Annotated in this window: 23 protein-coding genes and 1 pseudogene; 18 read left to right on the top strand and 6 right to left on the bottom strand. The window is 67.5% G+C overall.

The genetic code is table 11. The features are described from left to right. A pseudogene (locus QZ951_RS04975) lies at positions 1-531 on the bottom strand (hypothetical protein); the annotation flags it as partial. A gap of 140 nt (positions 532-671) precedes the next feature. After that, positions 672-878: a hypothetical protein gene (locus QZ951_RS04970; protein WP_292999189.1), complete on the bottom strand. Its 207-nt coding sequence runs from the start codon at positions 876-878 to the stop codon at positions 672-674. A 484-nt stretch (positions 879-1,362) separates the two neighbouring features. Between QZ951_RS04970 and QZ951_RS04965 the strand changes: the two genes are divergently transcribed. The 8 genes from QZ951_RS04965 (at position 1,363) to QZ951_RS04930 (ending at position 9,328) form a co-directional block, all read left to right on the top strand. After that, the gene (locus QZ951_RS04965) at positions 1,363-2,691 is read left to right on the top strand and encodes a sorbosone dehydrogenase family protein (protein ID WP_292999187.1); all 1,329 of its coding nucleotides are present in this window, start codon (positions 1,363-1,365) and stop codon (positions 2,689-2,691) included. 161 nt (positions 2,692-2,852) lie between these two features. Beyond that, on the top strand, positions 2,853-4,658 hold the full coding sequence (gene lepA, locus QZ951_RS04960; RefSeq protein ID WP_366943806.1) for a translation elongation factor 4: 1,806 nt from the start codon (positions 2,853-2,855) through the stop codon (positions 4,656-4,658). Between the two features lie 73 nt (positions 4,659-4,731). Then, positions 4,732-5,571, top strand: coding sequence for a signal peptidase I (lepB, locus tag QZ951_RS04955; RefSeq protein ID WP_292999183.1), 840 nt, complete (start codon positions 4,732-4,734; stop codon positions 5,569-5,571). Between the two features lie 52 nt (positions 5,572-5,623). Beyond that, positions 5,624-6,013, top strand: a complete 390-nt coding sequence (locus QZ951_RS04950) for a DUF4845 domain-containing protein (protein ID WP_292999181.1) — start codon at positions 5,624-5,626, stop codon at positions 6,011-6,013. Continuing rightward, positions 6,010-6,720, top strand: a complete 711-nt coding sequence (gene rnc, locus QZ951_RS04945) for a ribonuclease III (RefSeq protein ID WP_292999179.1) — start codon at positions 6,010-6,012, stop codon at positions 6,718-6,720. The genes QZ951_RS04950 and rnc overlap by 4 nt, the downstream gene beginning before the upstream one ends. Further along, positions 6,713-7,594 (top strand): GTPase Era, encoded by an 882-nt coding sequence (gene era, locus QZ951_RS04940; protein WP_292999177.1) that lies wholly within the window; start codon positions 6,713-6,715, stop codon positions 7,592-7,594. Before rnc ends, era begins: the two co-directional genes overlap by 8 nt. Before the next feature lie 27 nt (positions 7,595-7,621). Beyond that, the gene (recO, locus tag QZ951_RS04935) at positions 7,622-8,389 is read left to right on the top strand and encodes a DNA repair protein RecO (protein ID WP_292999175.1); all 768 of its coding nucleotides are present in this window, start codon (positions 7,622-7,624) and stop codon (positions 8,387-8,389) included. Positions 8,390-8,455: 66 nt separating this feature from the next. Then, positions 8,456-9,328, top strand: a complete 873-nt coding sequence (locus tag QZ951_RS04930) for a nickel/cobalt efflux transporter (protein ID WP_292999173.1) — start codon at positions 8,456-8,458, stop codon at positions 9,326-9,328. Between the two features lie 408 nt (positions 9,329-9,736). Here the strand turns inward: QZ951_RS04930 and QZ951_RS04925 are convergent, their stop codons facing one another. Continuing rightward, positions 9,737-12,901, bottom strand: coding sequence for a hypothetical protein (locus tag QZ951_RS04925; RefSeq protein ID WP_292999171.1), 3,165 nt, complete (start codon positions 12,899-12,901; stop codon positions 9,737-9,739). A 422-nt stretch (positions 12,902-13,323) separates the two neighbouring features. On the opposite strand from QZ951_RS04925, the gene QZ951_RS04920 reads away from it, so the two are divergent. From QZ951_RS04920 to QZ951_RS04875, 10 genes are all read left to right on the top strand, one after another. After that, the gene (locus QZ951_RS04920) at positions 13,324-14,058 is read left to right on the top strand and encodes a pyridoxine 5'-phosphate synthase (protein WP_292999169.1); all 735 of its coding nucleotides are present in this window, start codon (positions 13,324-13,326) and stop codon (positions 14,056-14,058) included. 10 nt (positions 14,059-14,068) lie between these two features. Continuing rightward, positions 14,069-14,479: a holo-ACP synthase gene (gene acpS / locus QZ951_RS04915; protein ID WP_292999167.1), complete on the top strand. Its 411-nt coding sequence runs from the start codon at positions 14,069-14,071 to the stop codon at positions 14,477-14,479. Between the two features lie 8 nt (positions 14,480-14,487). Next, positions 14,488-15,378 (top strand): cysteine synthase CysM, encoded by an 891-nt coding sequence (cysM, locus tag QZ951_RS04910; RefSeq protein ID WP_292999165.1) that lies wholly within the window; start codon positions 14,488-14,490, stop codon positions 15,376-15,378. Beyond that, on the top strand, positions 15,375-16,691 hold the full coding sequence (gene rlmD, locus QZ951_RS04905; protein WP_292999163.1) for a 23S rRNA (uracil(1939)-C(5))-methyltransferase RlmD: 1,317 nt from the start codon (positions 15,375-15,377) through the stop codon (positions 16,689-16,691). The genes cysM and rlmD overlap by 4 nt, the downstream gene beginning before the upstream one ends. 100 nt (positions 16,692-16,791) lie before the next feature. Continuing rightward, positions 16,792-17,304, top strand: a complete 513-nt coding sequence (locus QZ951_RS04900; RefSeq protein WP_292999161.1) for a CYTH domain-containing protein — start codon at positions 16,792-16,794, stop codon at positions 17,302-17,304. 46 nt (positions 17,305-17,350) lie between these two features. Continuing rightward, on the top strand, positions 17,351-18,301 hold the full coding sequence (gene nagZ / locus QZ951_RS04895) for a beta-N-acetylhexosaminidase (RefSeq protein ID WP_292999159.1): 951 nt from the start codon (positions 17,351-17,353) through the stop codon (positions 18,299-18,301). Positions 18,302-18,391: 90 nt separating this feature from the next. After that, complete coding sequence (locus tag QZ951_RS04890; RefSeq protein WP_292999157.1) at positions 18,392-18,946, top strand: hypoxanthine-guanine phosphoribosyltransferase; 555 nt, start codon at positions 18,392-18,394, stop codon at positions 18,944-18,946. After that, entirely contained in the window at positions 18,943-19,122 is a 180-nt protein-coding gene (locus QZ951_RS04885; RefSeq protein WP_292999155.1) for a hypothetical protein, read from the top strand. The genes QZ951_RS04890 and QZ951_RS04885 overlap by 4 nt, the downstream gene beginning before the upstream one ends. Next, a complete protein-coding gene (locus tag QZ951_RS04880; protein WP_292999153.1) occupies positions 19,109-19,897 on the top strand; it encodes an S-methyl-5'-thioinosine phosphorylase in 789 nt (262 codons plus the stop codon). Before QZ951_RS04885 ends, QZ951_RS04880 begins: the two co-directional genes overlap by 14 nt. Before the next feature lie 113 nt (positions 19,898-20,010). After that, complete coding sequence (locus QZ951_RS04875; RefSeq protein WP_292999151.1) at positions 20,011-21,162, top strand: SPOR domain-containing protein; 1,152 nt, start codon at positions 20,011-20,013, stop codon at positions 21,160-21,162. A gap of 43 nt (positions 21,163-21,205) precedes the next feature. Here QZ951_RS04875 and astB read toward each other — a convergent pair whose 3' ends face one another. The 3 genes from astB to astD are packed head-to-tail and all read right to left on the bottom strand — an operon-like array spanning position 21,206 to position 25,226. Then, positions 21,206-22,573, bottom strand: a complete 1,368-nt coding sequence (astB, locus tag QZ951_RS04870) for an N-succinylarginine dihydrolase (RefSeq protein ID WP_366943805.1) — start codon at positions 22,571-22,573, stop codon at positions 21,206-21,208. 5 nt (positions 22,574-22,578) lie between these two features. Next, positions 22,579-23,742 carry a low-specificity L-threonine aldolase gene (gene ltaE, locus QZ951_RS04865; RefSeq protein ID WP_292999147.1) on the bottom strand — a complete coding sequence of 388 codons (1,164 nt, stop codon included), beginning with the start codon at positions 23,740-23,742 and terminating at the stop codon, positions 22,579-22,581. Next, on the bottom strand, positions 23,739-25,226 hold the full coding sequence (gene astD / locus QZ951_RS04860) for a succinylglutamate-semialdehyde dehydrogenase (RefSeq protein ID WP_292999145.1): 1,488 nt from the start codon (positions 25,224-25,226) through the stop codon (positions 23,739-23,741). The genes ltaE and astD overlap by 4 nt, the downstream gene beginning before the upstream one ends. Between the last annotated feature and the right edge of the window lie 67 nt (positions 25,227-25,293).

Here is a 25,293-nt window from a genome sequence, read left to right as displayed (position 1 = left end):
AGCCGGCGCGCCGAGCCGGAAGCGATAGCCCAGCTCGATCCCGATGTAACCCCAGGGCCCGAAGCCCTTGCCGAACAGCAGGCGGCTTTCGAAGTCTTCCTGACCATTGCCGAGCGGCACTTCATCGTTCTCGCCGTAGAAATAGGGCGCCTTGAACAGCAGGGATGTCGAAAGCTGGTAGTCGGCATTGACCAGGTTGTAGCGCAGGCCCAGATCGAGATCGCCGATGCCTGTCGTGGAAAAGGTTTCACCGCCGCTGCGACTTTCCAGCGATTTCCCGACGGCCGAGGTGAACAGCGTCAGGCCCTCCAGTACGCCGAATTCGCCGTAGTAGTTGAGGTTCAAGTCGTCGAACTGCTCGAAGCCGGGCGCCGGCGTGCCAAACGATTCGTCGCTCGTGAAATAGTTGAACGCCAGCTTCTGATAGCCGCCACCCGGCTTTTGCGTCCAGGCGCCGGCCTGCGCCGACGGTGCCGCGATGGCGAAGCCCGACAGCGCGACGATGGCGAGAACACGTCCTTGTTGCGGCATGCGATGGCACTCTGATTGGCAGGTCAGCGAGGGTGCTGGATCGGGACGCCGATCGGGCAGTCGACCAATCGACGGGCAGCACACAACGCGTGGACGCTATACTAATCGACTGTGACAGCACCATGCGGCTTTGACGGATATCAATCGCCCGTCCGCAGGCAACGCTTGGCTACGGTGCACGGCAGCGACGGAATGCTCCCTTCGAATCGCGAGCCGCGTGTCGGCGCATCAGCCTGAAGGACACGCCAGGGCGGCGGCGGCTCGTCGGGCACTGCGTTGACCGCTTCCGGCCTGCCGAGGAACTTCGGTTCGGTCGACAGCACGTCGATGTCGAGCGCCGCCTTCATGCGGGCGAACGCTTCCCGCAGGCAGGTGCGGCTGAAGACGCCGATGGTGTCGCTGGTCGCCGCTCATCGCGGAATTAAAGAGGCCAGGCTCGAATTCAAATTAAAGGAGCCAGGCTCGAGTTGAATTGGAATCAATGTGATCGCTTGGCAATTCAATGCATCTCGGCGATGACACACAAGCTGCTGACGAACTCCCAACAAGGACATGGGCTGTTTTCGGTCTCGCCCTGATCGCGGAGCCACAGTGGGCGAGACGCCGTGAAGCAGGTTCGTGATGATTGTTCAGCCAGTCTTCTCCGGTCGTCCCGGTTGACGTCACGATCGCCCGCTGCCCTGCGAACGTGAAGGTCGCGTGTGTCGGCAACCGAACCGTTCGTAACCCCGACCGAACGTAACGGCCATCGCGCACTCCTAGCCTCATATCGTTGCTGCGCCGACTTCGGGCTTTGCCTGTCGCGCCGTGGGTGGCGCACAGGAGGTCGGGATGCGCAATGAAATCAAGATTCTGTCGGTGTTGACCGCGATGGCTGGCGTGCTGCTCGCCGGTTGCGAGCAGGCCTCGCTGACGGTGGCGAACGGCACCGGGCCGAAACCGGTGCTGCCGGTGCCGAAGGACACGCTGCTGCCGACGCTGAACATCGCACCGGCGCAGATCTGGAAGGACGATGCCAAGCCAGTCGCGGCGGCTGGCCTGAAGGTAGTGGCGTTTGCCAGCGGCCTGGATCATCCGCGCTGGCTGGCGGTGCTGCCGAACGGCGATGTGCTGGTGGCGGAGAGCAACGGGCCGGATCGTCCGGACGATGCCCGCGGTCTGCGGGGCTGGGTGGCCGGGCTCGCGCAGAAGCGGGCGGGCGCGGGCACGCCGAGCGCCAATCGCATCACCCTGTTGCGCGACACCGACGGCGATGGCGTTGCCGACGTCAAGACGGCGTTCATCGACGGCGCCGCGTCCGGCCTGCATTCACCGTTTGGCATGGCCCTGGTCGGCAGCGCGCTGTACGTCGCGAATACCGATGCGCTGCTGCGCTATGACTATCTGAACGGCGACACCCATCTGACGGCACCGGGCGTGAAGGTGGCCGATCTGCCGGGCGGCACGATCAACCATCACTGGACCAAGAACGTCATCGCCAGCCGTGATGGCCAGCGGCTGTTCGTGACCGTGGGCTCGAACAGCAACGTGGCTGAAAACGGCATCGCCGCCGAAGCGGGACGCGCGGCGATCATCGAGATCGACCCGGCGACCGGGAAATCCCGCCCGTTCGCCACCGGCCTGCGCAATCCGAACGGCATGGGCTGGGAGCCGCAGACCGGGGCACTGTGGACGGCGGTCAACGAGCGCGACGAGATCGGCAGCGATCTGGTGCCCGATTACATGACGGAGGTGGTCGACGGGGCGTTCTACGGCTGGCCTTACAGCTATTACGGCCAGCATGTCGATGTCCGCACGCCCGAGGCGCGGCCGGATCTGGTGGCGACGGCGCGCGTGCCGGACTACGCGCTGGGGCCGCACACGGCCTCGCTGGGGCTCGCGTTCGATGTGGGATCGAAGCTGCCGGCGCCGTATTCCGGCGGCGTCTTCATCGGCCAGCACGGCTCGTGGAATCGTCGGCCGCTGAGCGGTTACAAGGTGATCTTCGTGCGTTTCGCGAGCGGGAAGCCGGTGGGCGAGCCAGTGGACGTGCTGACCGGCTTCGTCGACCGCGACGGCCGGGCGCAGGGGCGGCCGGTGGGTGTCGCGATCGACGGGCGCGGCGGCTTGCTGGTGGCCGATGACGTTGGCAACCGGGTTTGGCGGGTGACCGGGCAGTAGGGCAGCCCGCGCGTCCAGCACTAGTCTAGCGAGGGGCAACGGCGACCGGCAGCACGCGGCCGGTCACTGAACGGGCCGCTTCAAGGCGGGCCAGCGGCCGCCCGCCTATAATCGCGGGTCAAATTCCAGCCCTCCCTTCCATGACGCAGCTCACTCGGCAGATTCCGGATCAGGCCCAGATCCGCAACTTCTCGATCATTGCCCACATCGACCACGGCAAATCGACGCTCGCGGATCGCATCATCCAGATCTGCGGCGGTCTGGAAGAGCGCGAGATGCAGGCGCAAGTCCTTGATAACAATCCGATCGAGCGCGAGCGGGGGATCACGATCAAGGCTCAGGCCGTGTCGCTGAACTACAAGGCGAAAGACGGGCTGGTGTACCAGCTCAACTTCATCGACACGCCCGGCCACGTCGATTTCTCGTACGAAGTCAGCCGTTCGCTCGCGGCCTGCGAGGGGGCCCTGCTGGTCGTCGATGCCTCGCAGGGTGTCGAGGCGCAGTCGGTCGCCAACTGCTACACGGCACTCGAACAGAAGCTGGAAGTGATGCCGATCCTGAACAAGATCGACCTGCAGAACGCCGAGCCGGAGCGCGTCTGCCAGGAGATCGAGGACATCATCGGCATCGAGGCGACCGATGCGCTGAAGATATCGGCCAAGACCGGCCTCGGCGTGATCGATGTGCTCGAAGCGCTGGTGCAGCGGCTGCCGGCCCCGAAAGGCAAGGTCGATGCGCCGCTGCAGGCGTTGATCGTCGATTCATGGTTCGACCCGTATCTGGGCGTGGTGTCGCTGGTGCGCGTGGTCAACGGCCGCATCCAGAAAGGCCAGAAGATCCGCGTGATCTCCACCGGCAAGGACTATGAAGTGACGATGCTCGGCGTGCATTCGCCGAAGCGCGTGCTGCGCGAGTCGCTGGAAACCGGCGAAGTCGGTTTCATCGTGGCCGGCATCAAGGACATCTTCGGCGCGCCGGTCGGCGACACGCTGACCGAAGCGACGCGCGCCTCGGTCGAACAGTTGCCGGGCTTCCGTCAGGTGCAGCCGCGCGTGTTCGCCGGCATGTTCCCGGTCGATGCCGATGACTTCGAGGATTTCCGCGAATCGCTGCAGAAGCTGCGCCTGAACGATTCGGCGCTGCAGTTCGAGCCGGAAAACTCGTCGGCACTCGGCTTCGGTTTCCGCATCGGCTTCCTCGGCATGCTGCACATGGAAATCGTGCAGGAGCGGCTGGAGCGCGAGTACAACCTGAACCTGATCACGACCGCGCCGAGCGTGGTCTACGAGATCGAGACGCCGGGCGGCGAGGTCAAGAAGATCGACAACCCGAGCGATCTGCCGGATTCCGGCGCCTACAACGACATTCGCGAGCCGATCATCCTGTGCCGCCTGCTGATGCCGCAGACCTACGTCGGCGCGGTGATGCAGCTGTGCATGGAAAAGCGCGGCGTGCAGAAGAACCTGCGCTATCACGGCAATCAGGTGCAGCTCGAAGTCGAGATGCCGCTGGCCGAGGTGGTGCTCGATTTCTTCGATCGCCTGAAGTCGGTCAGCCGCGGCTTCGCCTCGTTCGAGTACGAATTCGTCCGCTTCCAGACCGCGCCGCTGGTCAAGCTCGATGTGCTGGTCAATGGCGACAAGGTCGATGCGCTCGCCACCATCGTGCATCGCAATGATGCCGAGAGCCGAGGACGCGACCTGTGCGAGCGGATGAAGGACGTGATCCACCGCCAGATGTTCGATGTCGCGATTCAGGCGGCGATCGGCGCCAAGATCATCGCCCGTTCGACGGTCAAGGCCATCCGCAAGAACGTGCTGGCGAAGTGCTACGGCGGCGACATCAGCCGCAAGAAGAAGCTGCTGGAGAAGCAGAAGGAAGGCAAGAAGCGCATGAAGCAGGTCGGCTCGGTGGAAATCCCGCAGGAAGCCTTCCTCGCCGTGCTTGGCGTCGACCGTCGCAGCTGAGCGTCATCCACCCTTCCAACGTTCGGCACGGCCGTTCTATCCAACCGCTTTCCCGTCGGGGCGCCTCCTAGCCATGAGCTTCACTGTGATTTTCAACCTGATCCTGACGGTGCTGACCGTTTTCACCGGCGCCGTCTGGGCAGTCGACCGCTTCGTGCTGTCGCCGAAGCGCATGGCGGCGGCGGCGGCCGGCAGCATGGTCGAAGCGAAGCCGGGCGCCTTCGTCGAGTTCTTCGGTGGCCTGTTCCCGGTGATCGCGGCGGTGTTCGTCGTGCGCTCGTTCCTGTACGAGCCGTTCCGGATTCCGTCCGGCTCGATGATCCCGACCTTGCACGTCGGCGACTTCATCCTCGTCAACAAGTATTCGTACGGGCTGCGCTGCCCGGTCGGCAGCTGCAAGCTGGTCGAGATCGGCGCGCCGACGCGCGGTGACGTCGTGGTGTTCATCTACCCGAACACCGATCCGGCCGACTCGAATCGCGGCAACGACTTCATCAAGCGCGTGATCGGCGTGCCGGGCGACAAGATCCAGTATTCCGGCAAGACGTTGACCGTCAACGGCATCGTCGCCACGCAGACGCCGGCCACGACCCAGGACGACGCCGGCTACAACGACGTCCGCGTGCACGAGAACTTCGGCGGCGTCGAGCACGACATTCTGATGAAGCCGGAACGCCGGATGGATCCGTACAGCTGCCCGTTCGTGCAGCCGGACGGCGACAACTTCGAATACACCGTGCCGGCGGGTCACTATTTCATGATGGGCGACAACCGCGATGGCTCGAATGACAGCCGCTGCTGGGGCACGGTGCCGGAAGCGAACCTGAAAGGACGCGCGGTGCTGATCTGGATGAGCTGGGATCACGCGAAGCTGCGGCCGGTGCTGTCCCGCATCGGCACGGTCATTCGTTGAAGCAGGGCGTGGAACGTCGCCGGACGGCTTGCAGTCAACCGGAGGTCGAATCATGAACATGCGCAAGGCACAACGCGGCATCGGGCTGTGGAGCGGGCTGTTCCTGTTCGGAACGATCGGCTTCATCGCGCTGTGCGTGATCAAGGTCGGGCCGCTGTATCTGAACGAGTTCCAGGTCAACAGCGCCGTGCGCGACATCGCCAGCCAGCACGGTGCCGTCGGCGAAAGCGTCGATGTCGCCGCGATCCGCTCGGCGCTGCAGAAGCGCTGGGACATCGATTATCTGACGCAGGTCCAGCCGAAGGACATCAAGGTTGTCCGGACCGCCGGCGGCCTGTTCCTGAGCTATGACTACGACGCCGAAGTGCCGCTGTTCGGCAACATCACCGTGATCGCCCGGTTCAAGGCCGATATCCCGTTGCGCGGGGTTCCCCCGGGTTGAGCGCGGACGAGATAGGCGAGGCCAGCCGCGCACGGCTGATCAAGGCGCTTGACTACCGTTTCAGCGATCCGGCGCTGCTGCTGCGCGCGCTGACCCATCGCAGCTACAGCCACGACAACAACGAGCGGCTCGAGTACCTCGGCGATTCGCTGTTGAATTTCGCGATCGCGGCCGAGGTCTACCGGCTGCGGCCGAAGGCGCCGGAAGGCGATCTGTCGCGCCTGCGGGCAAGCCTCGTGCGCGAGGAAACGCTGGCCGCCGCGGCCCGCCGCTTGCCGCTGGCCGATGCCGTGCGCCTGGGCTCGGGTGAACTGAAGAGCGGCGGCTTCCGGCGCGATTCGATCCTGGCCGATGCGCTGGAAGCTGTCGTCGGCGCGGTATTCCTCGATGGCGGCATCGAACCCGCCCGCGCCTTGTGCCTGCGCCTGCTCGCGCCGGAGCTGGCCGAATTGCCGGACGCCGGCTCGCTGAAGGACCCGAAAACCCGCCTGCAGGAAATCCTGCAGGCCGATGCCCGCCCGCTGCCGGAATACACCGTGCTGCGCGAAGAAGGCCCGGCGCATCGCCGGCATTTCGCCGTGCTTTGCCGATTGCCGGATACCGGCGACAGCGTCGAAGCGGAAGCGCATTCTCGGCGAATCGCCGAACAACAGGCTGCCAGCGCGATGCTGGCGGCGATTACCTCGAAGGTGAACAAAGATGCGTAGTGGAATCGTGGCCATCGTCGGCCGTCCGAACGTTGGAAAATCCAGCCTGCTCAATGCCTTGGTCGGCCAGAAGGTGTCGATCACGGCACCGAAGCCGCAGACCACGCGGCACCGGATTCAGGGCGTGCTGCATGGCGAGGGCGGCCAGATCGTGTTCGTCGACACGCCGGGCATGCACCGCGCGTCGCCGAAAGCGCTGAACAAGTTCATGAACGACGCCGCGAGCAACAGCCTGCACGATGTCGACGTCGCGCTGTTCGTGGTCGAGGCCGGCCGCTGGACCGACGAGGATCAGGCTGTGCTCGAACGGCTGAAGACGGTCACCGCGCCGGTCGGACTGGTGCTGAACAAGGTCGACAAGTTCAGCGACAAGCATGCGCTGCTGCCGATCATGGAAAAGCTGGCACCGCTTCGTGAATGGGCCTTCGTCATGCCGCTGTCGGCGCTGAAGGGCGCCAACGTCAACGTCCTCGCGAAGCAGCTGATGGACCGCATGCCGGAAGGCCCGCCGCTGTATCCGGAAGGCCAGGTGGTGAGCCATGACCTCGGCTTCACCATTTCCGAGCTGGTGCGGGAGAAGCTGATGCGTTCGCTGGCGCAGGAACTGCCGTACGCGCTGACGGTGGAAACCGAGGCGCTGGAAAAGGAAGGCAACCTGCTGAAGGCGAGTGCGGTGATCTGGGTCGAGCGCGAAGGCCAGAAGAAGATCGTCATCGGCGAGGATGGCTCGATGTTGAAGCGCATCGGCACCACCACGCGCCGAGAGCTGGAAAGCATGACCGGTGGCAAGGTCTTCCTGAAGCTGTGGGTGCGCGTGAAGGAAGGCTGGACCGACGATCCGAAGGCGCTGACGCGCTTCGGCTACGAGGGCTGATCGCCCGCGCGCATGACCTGATTGGCCATGTCCCGCGACCGCATCGAGCTGCAACCGGCCTGGCTGCTGTTGCAGAAACCGTATCGCGAGACCAGCGAACTGCTGGAAGTGCTGACGCCGGCGCACGGCCGGGTCGGCCTCGTGGCGCGTGGCATGCGCGGGGCGAAGGCGAAGCAGCGCGGCGTGATCGCGATGTTCCGGCCGCTGCTGCTGTCATGGCTGGAAAAGGGCGATCTCGGCACCGTCACGGCAGTGGAAGCCGGCGGACCGGAGATCGTGCTCGGCGGCGAGCGCCTGTTTTACGGCTGGTACCTGAACGAGCTGCTGCTGAAACTGCTCGGCCGGCATGACCCGCATCCGGCGCTGCATGCCGACTACGGCCACGCGCTGCACGGCCTGACCGGTTCGGCGCCGGCGGCGGAAGCGGCGCTGCGGATCTTCGAGAAGCGGGCGCTGGAACAGCTGGGCTACGGATTGCCGCTGGACGAGCCGCTCGACGCCGATGCCCACTACCGCTACACGCCGGAGCGCGGCTTCGAACTGCGCGCGCAAGGTGCGCGGGGTGCCATGGCCGGGCGCAGCCTGATCGCGCTGCGCGACGAGACGCTGGCTGATCGCGCCACGCTCGACGACGCCCGCCGCCTGCTGCGCACGGCGCTGGAACCGCTGGTGCCGCACGCCTCGCTGCGCACGCCGCAGCTGCTGCGCGACATGCGGGCGTTCAAGGCAGCGCAACAACCGGTAGCGCCACCTGTGCCGAACCCGCCAGCGATGCCAGTCGATGGCCAAGGCTGACGCCGGACGCGGCGCGGTGCATCATCGCGCCCGACTTGTCCGACGGACCGACCGCGTCCCGCTGCCATGACCTCGTTTTCAGAGCTGCTGCAACAGGGTTCGACCAACCTCTGGCTGTTCATTCCGAGCGCGCTGCTGCTCGGCGCGCTGCACGGGCTGGAGCCGGGCCATTCGAAGACGATGATGGCGGCATTCATCATCGCCATCCGCGGCACCGTGGCGCAGGCGGTGCTGCTCGGCGTATCGGCCGCGTTCTCGCACACGCTGGTGGTCTGGGTCGTGGCGCTGGTCGGCCTGCATTACGGTGCCGCGATCGACAACGAGCGCACCGAGGCCTGGTTCCAGCTCGCCTCCGGCGTGCTGATCATCGCGATCGCGCTGTGGATGATGCTGCGGCTTCAGGCCGAGCAGCGGGCGGCCGATGCCCATGCCCATCATCACCACGGGCATGATCATCGGCATGGTCATGGACACGCACATGGACATGATCACGGGCATGGACACGGTCACGACCATCACCACGATCATGATCACGCGCACGCGGACGACACCGAGTATCAGGACGCTCACGAGCGCGCCCACGCGGCGGACATCGAGCGCCGCTTCGCCAATCGCAGCCCGAGCACCGGGCAGATCGTGATGTTCGGGCTCACCGGCGGGCTGGTGCCGTGTCCCGCGTCGATCACGGTGCTGCTGCTGTGCCTGCAGCTGAAGAAGTATTCGCTGGGCCTGACCTTGGTGCTGGGTTTCAGCGTCGGTCTGGCCTTGACGATGGTGGTCAGCGGCGCGCTGGCGGCGTTGAGCGTGCGGGCGGTGTCGAAGCGCTTCGGTGGCTTCGGCAAGTGGGCGCGGCGGGCGCCGTACCTGTCGTCGGCGCTGATCATCGTGATCGGGCTCGTCAGCATCCAGCTCGGATGGGATGGCCTGCAGCAGCCTTGAATGCGGATTTGCCGCCATCCGGCGCGGCCGGTCACGTTCAAGGCTGAAAAAATCTGGGGCGGAAGCCGCAGTCCCTCGCAGCTCTCCGCCACAGCCGATCCGATGCGCCTCTCGGGGCGATCCTGACTTCACTTGTGCCGCGAACGTCGGACTTCCCTGGTCCCGTTCCCCTGAGCGCGAATGCGCTTGTCGCGGCGAACCGCCATCTTAGAGCGGTCGTCCGGTCCGTTTGTCACCAGCGCGTCAAATTACCGGCACGATGTGACGGTGTCGCCAGTTTCGCCCGAGCTTTACATTTCGCAGCGTGCGCATGAGGTCGTGTCGGCAACACAAAAAAGGGGCGCTTGCGCGCCCCCGAAAGTCACACCTCGTTAAAATTCTGAGGTGTGGCCGCACTGGCGCATTCGATCAGTCGTGGACGCCGGTGATGCCACGTTGGGTGGATGCAGGCGGTACGGCGGCCGGACGATGCGGATTCGCATGACGGGTCGGGACCGCCGGGCGCTCGGCGTCATGCAGGTTGCTGTTGCGCGGCTGGGCCCAGTCGCCATTCGGGAACTGGTCGTAGAAGCGGCTGACGTGCTGCACAAGATTGCCGCCGTTGGCACCGCGACCGAAGAACGTCTGCCGCTCGTAACGGACCTGGCGATTGCCGAGACGCGACAGCGGCACGGACTCGCGCATCGTCAGCAAAGTGCAGTTCGGATCCGTGGTGTCGATCACGCAACCCCGATCGAATATGAACGACTGCGTGACCAGGACACCGTTGCTGCGGATGGCCCAGCGCCGCCTTGGATCGTCATTCGACGGCGAGAACCGCCTCGTCGCGGTGCCGTCATCATTGAATTGGAGGAAATCCCCCACCTGGGAGAATCCGCCGGTTGGGAACAGTTCGATCGCAAAGCCCTTCAGCAGACGCGCTTCCGCTTCAGACCGGGCGCCGGTGAACTCGGTAATTTCGCCGACACCGGACGCATAGAACACGCCGGCCTGTGTGGCGGTGCTGAAGGTCAGCGTGCCGTTGTTGCGATAGCTCGGAGACACGACCACGTAGGTGCCTGCCGGTGTCTCGTATTCGCTGAGCACCAGCACGGCCGCATTGCCGAACAGCGGTCGCAGCAGCCGGTAGCGAATGCGGGTGTCGTTCGACAAGGTCAGGCTGACGGAAGCATCGCTGTTGACGGTCCAGGTCACGGTACGCCCGAGGAACGTGGTGCCAGTGCCGTCGACATTGAGCGTCAGCAGGTCGTCCTCGTAGTTCGGGTTGTCAAGGTCGATGGTCGCCGCGGCCGCGTTGCGCGTCGTCAGCGTGAACGACTGGCCCGAGACATCAGCCGCTGTCAGCGCAGCAAACTGCGAGGGTTGCAGGAACATCGCCGTGCGGATCACCTCCCCGGTGCTGCTTTCCGACTCCACCGGACAGACTTCGCGGATCGAGACGCGCTGCTGGACGGCGGATGTCGACAACAGCAGCAGATCGACGCGCTCAAGTTCCCGAATGCAGGTAATCGTGATGATCGTGTCCGGATCGTTGGGATCGGAAACGGTCCGCGGATAGGGATAGGACGGGTTGCTGGCAAACCGCACAAGCACCGTGCCGGCGACGCCAGTGGCACCGGTGCCGAGCGTCCAGTTCATCCGCGTATCGAACTCGTTGTTTGAAAATCGCCCGGTGCCGTCCGTGTTGAACTCGAGGCGCGAGCCCGCCGGCGATGCACCGTTGCCAATGAGGTTCTCCTCGGTGCTGGCCGCCGACGTCGCGACGTAGGCCAGCGGCGGCAGGCTTGCAGCGGTCACGCCCTGCACGACCTCGCGATCGTTCAGCAGGTCTCGAAGCGTGTCCTCATCGATGGTGCTCGACAGTGCACGGGCATCGGCCAGGAACTGCCGGCGAGCATCGCGTGCCTGCGCGAACTCCAAGGTGTTGCTGATTGTGCCCGGCAGCGCATAACCGCGATCCAAGATCAGTGCGATCGACTGCGCGATGTCGATCACTTCGTCGTAATTCACCGCCATCAACAGGGCCGTCAATTCGGCATCGGTGGTCACCAACTGCTCGCCACTCGAACGGGCATCGCGATGATTGGCGCGAACGCCGGGCACCATCGCATCACTCGCCTCGGAGGCCAGCGCGGCTTCGGCAGTCGAGATGTTGGTGACGTTGACCCTGAACGCCTCGTCGCGCGTCAGCACGGCATCGGCGCCGGCAGCGGTCTGCAAGGCGGCAAAGGTGCCGAGCAGGCTCAAGAAGCGCACAGCCGGCTGATTGCTGCCGCCGAGCGCGCGAATTCTGACGAAGCTGGCCGTTTCCGACTGCGGGATGGTGACCGGAATCGAGAAATTGCCATCGGCATTCGCCGTGCCGGTGAAGCTGCGGTTGCCGACCGTAATCGTGATCGCAGCATCGTTGATGCCGCCGTTGTCGGTCTGGCCGGCCACCGTGTTGCCGCCGCTGACCGCGCGGCCATTGAAGGTCAGCGTCGCGGTCGGGACCGGGTTGACCTGCACGGTCGCGGTCTGGGTGACGGTGCCGCCGGCGCCGGTGCACGACAAGCCGTAGACCGACTGGCCGGTGGTGGTCGGGGTCACCGTTTCGCTGCCGCTGGTGCCGCGGCTGCCGGTCCAGGCGCCCGTCGCGTTGCAGCTCGTCGCATTGGTCGACGACCAGGTCAGCGTCGAACTGGCGCCGATGATGATCGTCGCCGGGTTCGCGCCGAGACTGACTGTCGGGATCGGATTGACCTGGACGCTGGCGGTGCCGGTGGCGCTGCCGCCGGCGCCGGTGCAGGTCAGCGTGTAGTTGCGCAGGCCGGTGGCGGTCGGCGTGACGGCTTCGCTGCCGCTCGTCGCGCGTGTGCCGGACCAGTCGCCGCTGGCGGTGCAGGTCGAGGTGCTGGTGGATGTCCAGGTCAGGGTCGAGGCGCTGCCGAGCGTGATCGTCGTCGGCGCGGCGCTGATCGAGACGGTCGACGGCGCATTGACCGTGACCGCCGCCGTGGCGCTGCCGCTGCCGCCGGGGCCGGTGCAGGTCAAGGTGTAGCTCGCGGGACCGGCGGCCGTCGGGGTGTTCGCCTCGGTGCCGGACGGGCCGCGGCTGCCGGTCCAGTTGCCGGATGCGGTGCAGGCCGTGGCGTTGGTCGAGGACCAGGTGAGGTTGGTGGCCGCGCCCTGGATGATCGAACTCGGTACGGCGGTCAGCGAAACGGTCGGCGCGGGCGGTGCAACGACCGTGACGGTGGCCGTGGCGCTGCCGCTGCCGCCGGTACCGGTGCAGGTCAGCGTGTAGGTCGCAGTGCCGGTCGCTGCTGGCGTATTCGCTTCGCTGCCGGACGTCGCGCGGCTGCCGCTCCAGGCACCGGACGCGGTGCAGGCCGTGGCATTGGTCGACGACCAGGTCAGGGTTGCGTTGGCGCCGAGGGTCAGGCTGGCGGGTGCCGCCGCCAGCGATACCGTCGGGGCCGGCGTTGGCGGAGCGGGCGGCGCGTCGCCACCGTCGTCGGGGTTGCACGCGGACAGCGCGCCCGTCAGCGTCAGGCCCAACAGCAGCCGTCGCGCGATTTGCAGGGTGTTCATGGAGTGGGTCCTTGAGCGAGGTACCCCCTGTCTGGAGGCTCGCCCATTCCGCCGTCGAAGCGGCAAGAAGTCCCATCGGAATTCAAACGGAATCCTAACGAATGGCCGCAGATCGCCTTTCGCCGGAAACACCGCGCCCGCAACGTGATGCAGATCACAGCGGATGTCAGCACAACGTCATCCGCCAGCGCGCAAGCGTTGGCGCGAGAATTGGGGTCAGACCCCCATTGGCTGACGCGAGAAAATGGGGGTCAGACCCCGATTACTGACCCCGGTTACTCGGAACCCAATCCGTCAGGCCGACGACAGCCGGTGAAGGACAGCCGAGGCCGTCGTTCAAGCGGTCGCGCCAAACGCTGGTCAGCAGTGCCGCCGCCCCGGCGAATACAATGCGCGACCACTTTCAGACCCTTGCCCATCCCATGCTTCCGCTTCGTCTCGGCGTCAACATCGACCACATCGCCACCGTCCGGCAGGCGCGCGGCACGCCGTACCCGGATCCGGTCGAAGGCGCGCTGCTGGCCGCTGCCAGCGGTGCCGACAGCATCACCATCCACCTGCGCGAAGATCGCCGGCACATTCAGGACCACGATCTGGCGCGCCTGACGCCGGTCTGCCCGGTGCCGATCAACCTGGAGATGGCGGTGACCCCGGCGATGGTCGACATCGGCGTCGCGGCGCGGCCGAAGTACGTCTGTCTGGTGCCGGAGCGGCGCGAGGAGCGCACCACCGAAGGCGGGCTCGATGTCGCCGGCAACCTGCCGGCGGTCCGTGAAGCCTGCGAACGGCTGGCCGCGGCCGGGTCGATCGTCGCGCTGTTCATCGCGGCCGATGCAGCGCAGCTCGCCGCGGCCAAGGCCAGCGGCGCGCCGCAGCTCGAAATCCACACCGGTCATTACGCCGACACCGACGGCGCCGAGCAGGCGGCGGAACTCGCGCGCATCGCCGCATTTGCTCGCGACGCTCACGCGATGGGCTTCGAAGTGCACGCCGGCCACGGCCTGAACGCCTGCAACGTCGGGCCGATCGCGGCGATTCCGGAAATCGTCGAGCTGAACATCGGCCACGCGATCATCGCGCGGTCCCTGTTCATCGGCCTGCCGGCGGCGATCGCCGAGATCCGCGCCGCGATGACGCTCGCGCGCCGCGCTGCCTGAAGCCTCGCGCTTGATCTACGGCATCGGCACCGACCTGCTGCGCATCGACCGCTGCGAGGAGCTCTACGCACGGCAGGGCCAGCGGGCGATCGACAAGCTGCTGATGCCCGAAGAACGCGCGCGGCTGCCGGAAGCCAAGAGCATCGGCTACGGCATTGCCCGCGCCTTCGCCGCGAAGGAAGCCTTCGTCAAGGCGCTCGGTACCGGCTTCCACGGCGTCAGCTATCAGGATGTCGGCGCCGTGCGCGAGCCCAGGGCCCGACCGCGGCTGATCTTCAGCGCTGCCATGCAGACGCGACTGGAAACACTGGGCATCGGCGCGGCGCACCTGTCGTTCACCGACGAAGCAGGGATGATCTTCGCGTTCGTGGTGCTGGAAACCGGCGGTGCCGAAGCCGTGTCCCGTAAAATGCGGGGATGAACGCGACGATGACGGCACTCACGCTCCCCGACACCATCGGCAACACGCCGCTGGTGCAAGTCACCCGGCTGCCGGGCATCGGCAACAACCGGCTGTTCCTGAAGCTGGAAGGCAACAATCCGGCGGGCTCGGTCAAGGATCGGCCGGCGTATTCGATGATCCGCCGTGCCGAAGAGCGCGGCGAGATCAAGCCGGGCGATACCTTGATCGAAGCGACGTCCGGCAACACCGGAATTGCGCTTGCGATGGCGGCGGCGATGCGCGGTTTTCGCATGGTGCTGATCATGCCGGCCCACCTGTCGGTCGAGCGTCGGGCGGTGATGAAGGCGTTCGGCGCGGAGCTGATTCTGGTTTCGAAGGAAACCGGCATGGAAGGTGCCCGCGACCTGGCGCTGCAGATGGAGCGCGAGGGCAAGGGCAAGGTGCTGAATCAGTTCGGGAATCCGGACAATCCGCGGGCGCATTACGAAGGCACGGCACCGGAAATCTGGACCGCGCTGAATGGCACGCTGACCCATTTCGTCGCGACCATGGGCACCACCGGCACGATCATGGGCTGCTCCCGCTACTTCAAGGAAGTGAACCCCGCGATCACCATCACCGGCGTGCAGCCGGACGGCGAATCGTCGATCCCCGGCATCCGCAAGTGGCCGGAAGCCTACCTGCCGACGATCTTCGACCGTTCGCGGGTCGATCGCGTGGTCGAGGTGTCGACGAAGCAGGCCGAGGACACGATGCGCGACCTGGCCCGGATCGAGGGCGTGTTCTGCGGCCCGTCGTCCGGCGGCTCGGTCTGGACCGCGCTGCAGCTGTGCCGGGAACTCGACGGCGCGACGATCGCCGCGATCATCTGTGACCGCGGCGACCGCTACATCTCGACCGGCGTATTCCCCGAGTGACGCGCAAACGCAAGCCGGTTCCGGACACCGAGTTCACCGCCACCGTCACCGATCTCGATCACGATGGCCGCGGCGTGGCCCGGGTCGACGGCAAGGTCACCTTCATCTTCGGCGCGCTGCCCGGCGAAACCGTCCGCTACAAGCTGCTGCGCGTGACGCGCGCGCTGGACGAGGCCGAAGTCACCGCGATCGACGTGCCGTCGCCGGATCGGGTCACGCCGGGCTGCGCGCATTTCGGCACCTGCGGCGGCTGCTCGCTGCAGCATCTGGCGCCGGCAGCGCAGATCGCGTTCAAGCAGAACGCGATGCTCGAAGCGCTGCGCCGCATCGGTGGGGTCGTGCCGGACACCGTGGTCGAGCCGGTGCTCGGCCCGGTCTGGGCCTATCGCCGCCGTGCGCGGATGGGCGTGAAGCTGGTCAACAAGAAGGGCGGGGTGCTGGTCGGCTTCCGCGAGCGCGATGCCAACGCGCTGGCGATCCTGAACCGCTGCGAAGTGGTCGATCCGCGGCTCGGCGCCAGGCTGCGCCTGATCGGCGCACTGTTCGAAAGCCTGAGCATCGCGGCGCAGATTCCGCAGATCGAGGTCTCGGCCGCCGAGCATGTGGCGGTGACGATCCGGGTGCTGGCCCTGCCGACGGACGAGGATCGCGCGAAGCTGCTGGCCTTCGCCGCCGAGCATGACTACGACTTCTACCTGCAGCCGGGCGGGCCGGACACGCTGGTGCCGCTGGCTGCCGTGCGCACGCTGGACTACTCGCCGGATGGCAGCGCGCTGCGGCTGCACTTCCAGCCGGCCGATTTCATCCAGATCAACTCGGATGTCAGCCAGCGCATGGTCGTTCAGGCGCTGGACTGGCTGGCCCCAGCGCCCGGTGACGAAGTGCTGGAACTGTTCGCCGGCCTCGGCAACTTCACCCTGCCGCTGGCGGCGCGCGGCGCCAAGGTCACGGCGGTGGAAGGCGAAGCCGGGCTGGTGGCGCGCGGCCGCGAGAACCTGCAGCGCAACGGGTTCGATGGTCGCTACTTCCGCGCCGACCTGTTCAAGCCCGATCCGAAGGCCGAGTGGCTGAAACATCGCTACGACCTGGCGCTGATCGATCCGCCGCGCAGTGGCGCCAAGGAAATCCTGCCGATGCTCGCGGCCACGCGGGCGAAGCGTATCGTCTACGTGTCGTGCCACCCGGGCACCCTGGCGCGCGATGCCGGCGAACTGGTCAACACCCATGGCTACCGCCTGACGCGAGCCGGGGTGCTGGACATGTTTCCGCACACGACCCACGTCGAGTCGATGGCGCTGTTCGAGCGCCCGTAGGTCCGGCGTCATCCGGACTGCGCAGCGCCGCGTGGCGCGCAGCCGCAGCCGATGAAGCCGACGCTCCCCCCGTTTCCCCAATGAAAAGAAGACCTGAACCATGGCAATTGAAATCGAGCGCAAGTTCCTCGTCGTCGGCGACGACTGGCGCGCGCAGGCCACCAAGCGCGTGCCGATGCGGCAGGGCTATCTGACCGAGGACAACGGCAAGAGCTCGATCCGCGTGCGGCTGCAGGGCGTCGAGGCGCGGATGAACATCAAGGCTGCCGTCGTCGGCCGCGCCCGCGCCGAGTACGACTACGAAGTGCCGGTGAAGGACGCGCACGAGATCCTCGACACGCTCTGCGTCGGCCTCGTCGACAAGGTGCGCCACTACATCGACACGGTCGGCCCGGACGGTCAGCCGCTGGTCTGGGAGATCGACGAATTCGGTGGCGCCAACGCCGGCCTCGTCGTCGCGGAAGTGGAGCTGAAGCGCGACGATCAGGCGATCGACACGCCGGCCTGGCTGGGTCGCGAAGTGACCGACGACCGGCGCTATTACAATCACAGTCTCGCGCTGCATCCTTGGCGCGACTGGCCCGAGAACGATCCGCAGAGCGGCCCGCGCTGAGCCCTCGGCCCCTTGAAGCACCACCGCTGAACCACCGCGAGCCCGCATGACTCTGGGACCGATCATGGCCGACGTTGCCGGCCTGAGCCTGACTGCCGAAGACCGCGAGGTGCTGGCGCATCCGCTGGTCGGCGGCGTGATCCTGTTCGCGCGCAACTACTCGGATCCCGAGCAGCTGCGCGCGCTGTGCACCGAGCTGCTGGCGATCAAGTCGCCGCGGCTGCTGATCGCGGTCGATCACGAAGGCGGGCGGGTGCAGCGCTTCCGCGTCGGCTTCACCCGCATTCCGGCGATGGGCACGCTCGGTCGCCTGCACGAGGAATCCGGCCTGCGCGCCGCGGACGAAGCGAAGCAGCACGGCGAGACCATCGGTCGCGAGCTGGCGAGCTTCGGCATCGACCTGTGCTTCGCGCCGGTGCTCGACCGCGACTGCGGCGTCTCCACCGTGATCGGCGACCGTGCCTTTTCCACCGATACCCAGATCATCATCAAGCTGGCGCGCGCGTTCCGCGCCGGCCTGAATGCCGCGGGCTTGAAGGCCACCGGCAAGCACTATCCGGGGCACGGCGCGGTGGCAGCGGATTCGCATCTGGAATTGCCGATCGACCGCCGGCCGTTCGCCGACATCGAAGCCAGGGACCTCGTGCCGTTCACGGCCTTGATGGCCGATGGCATCGAAAGCCTGATGATGGCCCACGTCCGCTACAGCGCCTACGACGACCTGCCGGCGTCGTTCTCGCGCAAGTGGATTCGCGGCCTGATCCGCACGCAGCACAAGTACAACGGCGCGATCTTCTGCGATGACCTGTGCATGCAGGGCGCGGTCGTCATCGGCGACATCGTCGAGCGCGCGAACGTCGCGCTGCAGGCCGGCTGCGACATGCTGCCGGTCTGCAACGACCGCGCGCAGGTCGCCCGGCTGCTCGATGCGCTGCCGGTCAAGGAGCGTCGCCTGTCGAGCGCGCGCCTGAAGGCGCTGTACCGCGCGGTGCCGTGATCCCGATCGGCGCATCCCCGAACCGCGGCCCGGTACCGGGCTTGCAGCATCACCCCCGCCTCATTCCCTCTCTCCGGACCGCGACGAACCATGAGCATTGACGCTGCCGACGCCCTGAAGGCCCTGAACGAAGCGGACTGCCTGCACGACGCCGCCGAGGTCGCGGCCGCGTACGACCGGCTGGCGGCCGCGATCACGGCCGAATACGCGGACAAGTCGCCGCTGATCCTGTGCGTGATGAACGGCGGGCTCGTGACCACGGCCGAGATCACGCGCCGGCTGAGCTTCCCGTTCCAGATGGACTACCTGCACGCCACCCGCTACCGCGGCGCGACCACGGGCGGCGGCCTGATCTGGAAGCGCCAGCCGCCGGCGATCCTCGACGGCCGCCATGTGCTGGTGATCGACGACATTCTCGACGAAGGCCACACCCTTGTCGCGATCCGCAAGGCGCTCGGAGAATTCGCGCCGGTCAGCCTCAAGGTTGCGGTGCTGTGCGAGAAGCGTCACGACCGCCGCGCCGACGGCGCGCATGCCGAGTTCATCGGGCTTGCCGTGATCGACCGCTACGTCTTCGGCTGCGGCATGGATTACAAGGAATGCTGGCGGCAGTTGCCTGCGATCTACGCGCTGAAGGGCGCGTGATCGGCGCGACCGCAGGCGGGGCGATGTCGCGGCGCGCGCGTGCCGGCATGATGGCGGCGCTCGAGCCGCCGAGTCGCCCGGAAGCGGACGCATCCGCGAGCGTCGCCCGGCCCGGCGCGGCGGCCCCGAATCGAAATCGCAACATTCAGGACATTGATGGACATGTCGAACTCTGACGCAGCGCAGCTCACGCCCCACCGTCCCAAGGTTGCCGTCATCGGCGGCACCGGCATGAATCAGTGGCCGGGCCTCGAAATCCTCGATTCGATGAAGGTCGACACGCCGTTCGGGGCGCCGTCGGCGCCGCTGGTGGTCGGCCGCGTGGCCGGTGTCGACGCGATCTTCCTCGCGCGCCACGGCGAGGGCCACAAGATTCCGCCGCATGCCATCAACTACCGCGCCAACCTGTGGGCGCTGAAGGAGGCGGGCGTCGAATACGTCATCGCCATCGGTGCCGTTGGTGCCATCGCCGGCTGGTTCGCGCCGGGCGGTCTGGCGCTGCCGGACGATCTGATCGACTACACCTCGGGCCGCGAGCACACCTATTTCGACGGCCGCCCGGGCAGCGGGCTGAAGCACATCGAATTCAACGTGCCGTACGCGCCGATCGTGCGCGAGGCGCTGCTGAAGGCGGCGAAGGCGGCCCAGATCGAGTTGCGCGATGGCGCCGTGATGGCGGTCACCCAGGGGCCGCGTCTGGAATCGCCGGGCGAGATCCGCCGCCTGAAGCAGGACGGCTGCGACATGGTCGGCATGACGAGCATGCCGGAGGCCGGCCTTGCCGCGGAACTGGGCCTGCGTTACGCCTGCCTCGCGGTCAGCGTGAACTGGGCGCCGGGCATCGGCAGCGGCGACATCCACGGCCAGATCGAGCACTGGCTGGCCTTGAGCATGGCCAAGGTCCGGGCGATCCTCGAACGGGCGCTGCCGGAACTCGACGTGCCGGGCTGAAGGCGTCGGTTTGCCGCCGCGTCCGATTCCTGCATCACCGTGATCTTCCATATCGGTCCCGCGCGGCCTCAGGGCCGTTCGGAATCTCTCCTGCCGACGACACCGCTTTCGACGTGATCAACGCTTGCACCCTGCGCCTGACCGGCACGCTGCTGACGATCCTGGGCCTGACGATGGCGGCGGGGGCGACGGCGAGTCCGGTCGCGACGACCGCGTCATCTCCGGCCGTGGCGCCCGTCGCGGCACCGGTGCTGACGGTGGAAGCGGTGGCCGGCAGCGCCAGCGCCGAGCATCTCGGCGACGTTCGCAAGCTCGCGCCGGGCGATGTCATCAATGAGCGCGAAGTGCTGTCGACCGCGGGCGGCGGCCGGCTCAAGCTGCGCTTCGCCAGCGAGGGCGCGCTGGAACTCGGCCCCGAGGCGTCGCTGGCGATCGAGAAGCTGCCGCCGTCGGCGACGGCGAACGATCGTCGCAGCATCGTCAGCCTGCTGAAGGGCTATCTGCGCGTGCAGTGGTCGCCGCCGCCGAAGTCCGCGGTCTGGCCGTTCTACCTGTACTTCGGCGGCCAGCGGTCGGGGCTGGTGCCGGGCGAATACTTCTTCGAGCGCGGCCACGAGTCGATTCGCGGCTGCGTGGCCAGCGGCCGCCTGACGATGACGGCCATCGCGGGCGATGGCGTCGAGACGCTGCGGCCCGGCGCCTGCTACGACCTGCGCGTGGCCGAAGCCGCGATCGCCAAGCCGCGCAAGGCCGAGACCTGGGAGGCGATGCGCCGCGAGTTCCGGCTGGACCCGACCGGCGCGCCGGATACGGTGCAGTGGGCAACGCTGGAGCCGCCGCCGGTCGCGGTGCCGGAGGCCGATGCCCTTGCCGCGGCACTGCCGGCGCTCCCGGCGGCCGGCGGCGATGCGCCGGTGTCGATCCCGGCGGCGCTCTCGACCGGTGTCCTGACCGGCACCCCTGCGCCGACACCGGCGCCCGCGCCCGGCACCCCGGCCAGCGTCGGCGCAGGCGATCCGGCATCGGTCGCCGGCTGGACCTTGCTGATCGGCTCGTTCGCCAGCCCGGTCAATGCCGCGCAGGTCGAAGACAAGCTGCGCGCCAGCGGCTACGTGCCATTCACCCGGGTCAAGCAGGTCGACGGCAGGACCTGGCACAGCGTGCAGGTGCGCGGTTTTCCGTCGCGCGAGGTCGCCGAGGCGAAGGCTGAGGACGTGCGCGGCCGGCTCGGCTTCAGCACGGTGCGCGTCGTCCATCTGCAGTGATCGACGCCCGGTCGCGCGAACGACCGGGCCGCGCGCCACGCACTCAGCGCTGGAAGTCGTACAGGCTGCCGAGGCCGAGGATCTGGGTCAGCTGGTCGAGCGCGCTGCGCGATTCGTCCAGCAACTGCGGATCGGCCAGATCGGCCAGCACCAGGCGATCCCGGTAGTGCTGGTTGACCCAGGCTTCGAGCCGTGACGCCAGCGCGTCATCGATCCAGACCTTCGGGTTGACCGCCGCGCGCTGCGCCGGATCGAGCACCACGCGCAGCCGCAGGCAGGCCGGCCCGCCGCCGTTGCGCATGCTCTGGCGCAGGTCGAACACCCTGGCTTCGGCGATCGGGTTCTCGCGGTCGTCGACGATGCGCCGGATCGCGTTCCAGACCCGCTCGTTGTCCTGGCATTCATGGGCGCAGACCAAGGTCATCGTGCCGTCCGGCATCGTCAGCAGCTGGCTGTTGAACAGATAGCTGCCGACGGCATCCGCGACGCTCAGCTCGCGATCGTCGATCTCGATGAACACCGGATCGCGGCCGCGCAGGCGGCGCTTGATCCAGTCCCGCACCGCCTTCGTGTCGACGAAGGCCTGCGCGTGGTGCAGCAGCACGTGGCCGTTGCCGACGGCGATGACATCGTTGTGGAAGACGCCGGCGTCGATCGCGTCCGGCTTCTGCTGCGCGTGGTGGACGTAATCGGGATCGAGCCGATGCAGGCGCGCCACGGCTTCGCCGGCCGCACGGTTCTGCCGCGCCGGATGCAGCGCCGGCTTCGGGTCCTTCTCGCCCGCGGCGCCGTAGACGAACAGTTCCAGCCCCGGTTCGCCGTGCTCGGCGCAGAAGCGCGTGTGGTTGGCGGCACCCTCGTCACCCATCTGCGGCGTCGCCGGCAGGGCGGCGTGATGCGCGAAGCATTTCTCGTCGCGGAAGATCGCGGCGAGCGCGCGGCCGGTGACCACCGGCTCGATCGAGCGATGCAGGTGCGTGGCGAGGTTGGCCGGCGTGAAGTGCACGCGGCCGTCGGCGGTATCGGCACCCGGCGACACCGTGGCGGCGTTCGCCGTCCACATCGACGAGGCCGACGACATCGCCGCCAGCAGTCCCGGCGCATCGCGATGCACCTGCTTCAGCACGTCGGCATCGCGGCCGCTGAAGCCGAGTCGCTTCAAGGTCGGGATGTGCGGGCGTTCCTGCGGCGGCAATACCCCTTGCGCGAGGCCCATCGCGGCCAGCGCCCGCATCTTGCGCAGGCCTTGCAGCGCCGCTTCGCGCGGGTTCGATGGCGCCTCCGCGTTCTTGGCCGACGCGACGTTGCCTTGCGCAAGACCGGCGTAGTTGTGCGTCGGGCCGACCAGCCCATCGAAGTTCGCTTCGACCGCGCGCGGCTTGGCCGGCGCGGACGACTCCGGCGGTGTCATCGCGCTCATCGTGCGGCTCCGTTCAGCGCATCCAGGAGTTCGGGTGGCAGTCCGGGCGGCAGGCCCGGCGGGAAGCCGGCGGTCGCGGAATCCGGAATCGCGCCCGGCGCGCCGCCGACGCCAAGCCCGGGCAGGCCCTTCGCGGCGTGCTGCTTGACCTCCAGATAGCGCCGGAAGGTGTCGATCACGATGTCGACCTGCTCGGTCGACAGATCGAGGTGGGTCGCGAACCGGGTTTTCGGCCCCAGGGTCGCGAGAATGTTTCGGGTCGCGAGCAGCAGCTTCAGCGGTGCCAGATCGGTGGCTGGAATCTCGAAGAACACGAGGTTGGTCTGCACCGGGTCGACCTTGAAGCCGAGCGCGGCAAGCCCTTCGCCGAGGCGCGCGGCGTTCGCGTGATCCTCGGCCAGCCGCTGCACGTGGTGGTCCAGCGCATACAGCCCGGCGGCGGCCAGCAGACCGGCCTGACGCAGGCCGCCGCCGAGCGCCTTGCGCCAGCGCTTGGCCTGCGCGACGAAGGCCTTGTCACCGAGCAGCACGGTGCCGGCCGGTGCGCCGAGGCCCTTGCTCAGGCAGACCGAGCACGAATCGAAGCCGGCCACCGCTTCGGCCTCGCTGACGCCGAGCTTGACGATGGCGTTGTACAGCCGGGCACCGTCGAGATGCGTCGCCAGCCCGTGGGCCTTGGCCCAGCGCGTGGCGTCGACGACGTACGCCGGCGGCAGCACCTTGCCGCCGATGGTGTTCTCGAGCGCCAGCAGCCGCGTGCGGGCGAAGTGGACATCGTCCGGCTTCAGCGCGGCGGCGAGGGCAGGCAGCGCGATCGAGCCATCGGGCTGATTGCTGATCGGCTGCGGCTGGATGCTGCCGAGCACGGCCGCGCCGCCCTGTTCCCACTTGTAGGTATGCGCGTCCTGACCGACCAGATACTCGTCGCCGCGCTGGCAGTGGCTCATCAGGCCGGCGAGGTTCGACTGGGTGCCGGTCGGGAACCACAGCGCCGCCTCGTAGCCGAAGCGCTCGGCCGCGACCGCCTGCAGCCGGTTGACGGTCGGATCGTCGCCGTAGACGTCGTCGCCGAGTTCGGCGGCGGCCATCGCCGCGCGCATGCCGGCCGTGGGTCGGGTGACGGTGTCGCTGCGCAGGTCGATCACGGGAGACGGGTTCATACGGTGAGTCCGGGAGCGAGGGTGGCCGGCAGTTCGGATGCCGGCGCTTCGATCGACGCGACCGGGTAGGCGCAGTAGTCGGCCGCGTAGAACGCGCTCGGTCGATGGTTGCCGCTGGCGCCGGTGCCGCCGAACGGGGCCGCGCCGGAAGCGCCCGTGGTCTGGCGGTTCCAGTTGACGATGCCGGCGCGGCTGGCGCGGTAGAAGCGCGCGTACTCGGCGCGGTCGGTCGACAGCAGCGAGGCCGACAGGCCATAGCGCGTGCGATTGGCCTTGGCGATCGCATCGTCCAGCGCGTCGTAGCGATCCAGCTGCAGCAGCGGGCCGAAATATTCCTCATCCGGCAGCTCGGTGATGGCGCTCACGTCGAGCAGCGCCGGGCTCAGGTAGGCCTCGCCGAGCGGCAGTCGCTGCATCGCGACGATCGGCACGGCACCGAGCGACAGCAGATGCGCCTGCGCATCGAGCAAGCCTTGCGCCGCCCGGGCCGACACCAGCGGGCCCATGAACGGCTGCGGATCGGCATCGAACGCGCCGACCTTGATCTGGCGCACGGCCTCGGCCAGCGAGGCGACCAGTGCATCGCCAGCAGCCCCGCGCGGCACATACAGCCGCCGCGCGCAGGTGCAGCGCTGGCCGGACGACAGATACGCGGACTGGATGATGTCGTGCAGCGCCGCGCGCGTTTCGGCATCTGATGTGCCGATCTGGCCGACGATCAGCGGATTGTTGCCGCCGAGTTCCAGCGCCAGGATCTTCTGCGGCGTTTCGGCAAACTGCCGCGCCAGGATCTGGCCGGTGCGGGCGCTGCCGGTGAAGTACAGACCATCGAGCCCGTCATGCTTCGCGAGCCGCTCGCCGGTGGCGCGCTCGCCCTGCAGCAGGCCGATGACGCCGGCCGGCAAGCCGGCCTCACACCACAGCTTCACCGTTTCCTCGGCCACCCACGGCGTCAGCTCGCTGGGCTTGAAGATCACCGTGTTGCCGGCCAGCAGCGCCGGCACGATGTGGCCGTTCGGCAGATGCCCCGGGAAGTTGTACGGCCCGAACACCGCGACCACGCCATGCGGCCGGTGGCGCAGCACCTGCTTGGCCGCGCCCATCGGATTTTCGCTGACGCCGGTGCGGGCGTGGTAGGCCTTCACGCTGAGATCGACCTTGCCGATCATCGTCGCCACTTCAGTTCGCGTTTCCCACATCGGCTTGCCGGTTTCGGCACCGATGACCTGGGTCAGCCGTTCCTTGTTCGCCTCCAGCAGCGCGGCGAAGCGGCGGACGATCGCTTCGCGCTCGGCGAATGCCAGCTCGGCCCAGGCCGGGAACGCGCCACGGGCGGCGCCGATCGCGGCATCGACATCGGACTGATCGGCAGAGGCACCGCGCCAGATCGCGCGGCCGGTCGAAGGATTGACGCTGTCGAAGGCGGGTCCGCCGCCGGCCTGCCAGTGGCCCGCGATCAGCAGCGCGCCGGTGTGAATGTCCATGTCGGACCTCGTGAATTCGGAATGGCCGGATTATGTCGGAGCGGCTCGCAGGCCGGTGCCGGCCGCC

It is taken from the genome of Nevskia sp. (genome assembly GCF_021732705.1).
In the GTDB taxonomy this organism is placed as follows: Bacteria; Pseudomonadota; Gammaproteobacteria; order Nevskiales; family Nevskiaceae; genus Nevskia.
The sequence above is the reverse complement of the archived record's forward strand: the minus strand, read 5'-3'. Positions and strand labels throughout refer to the sequence as shown.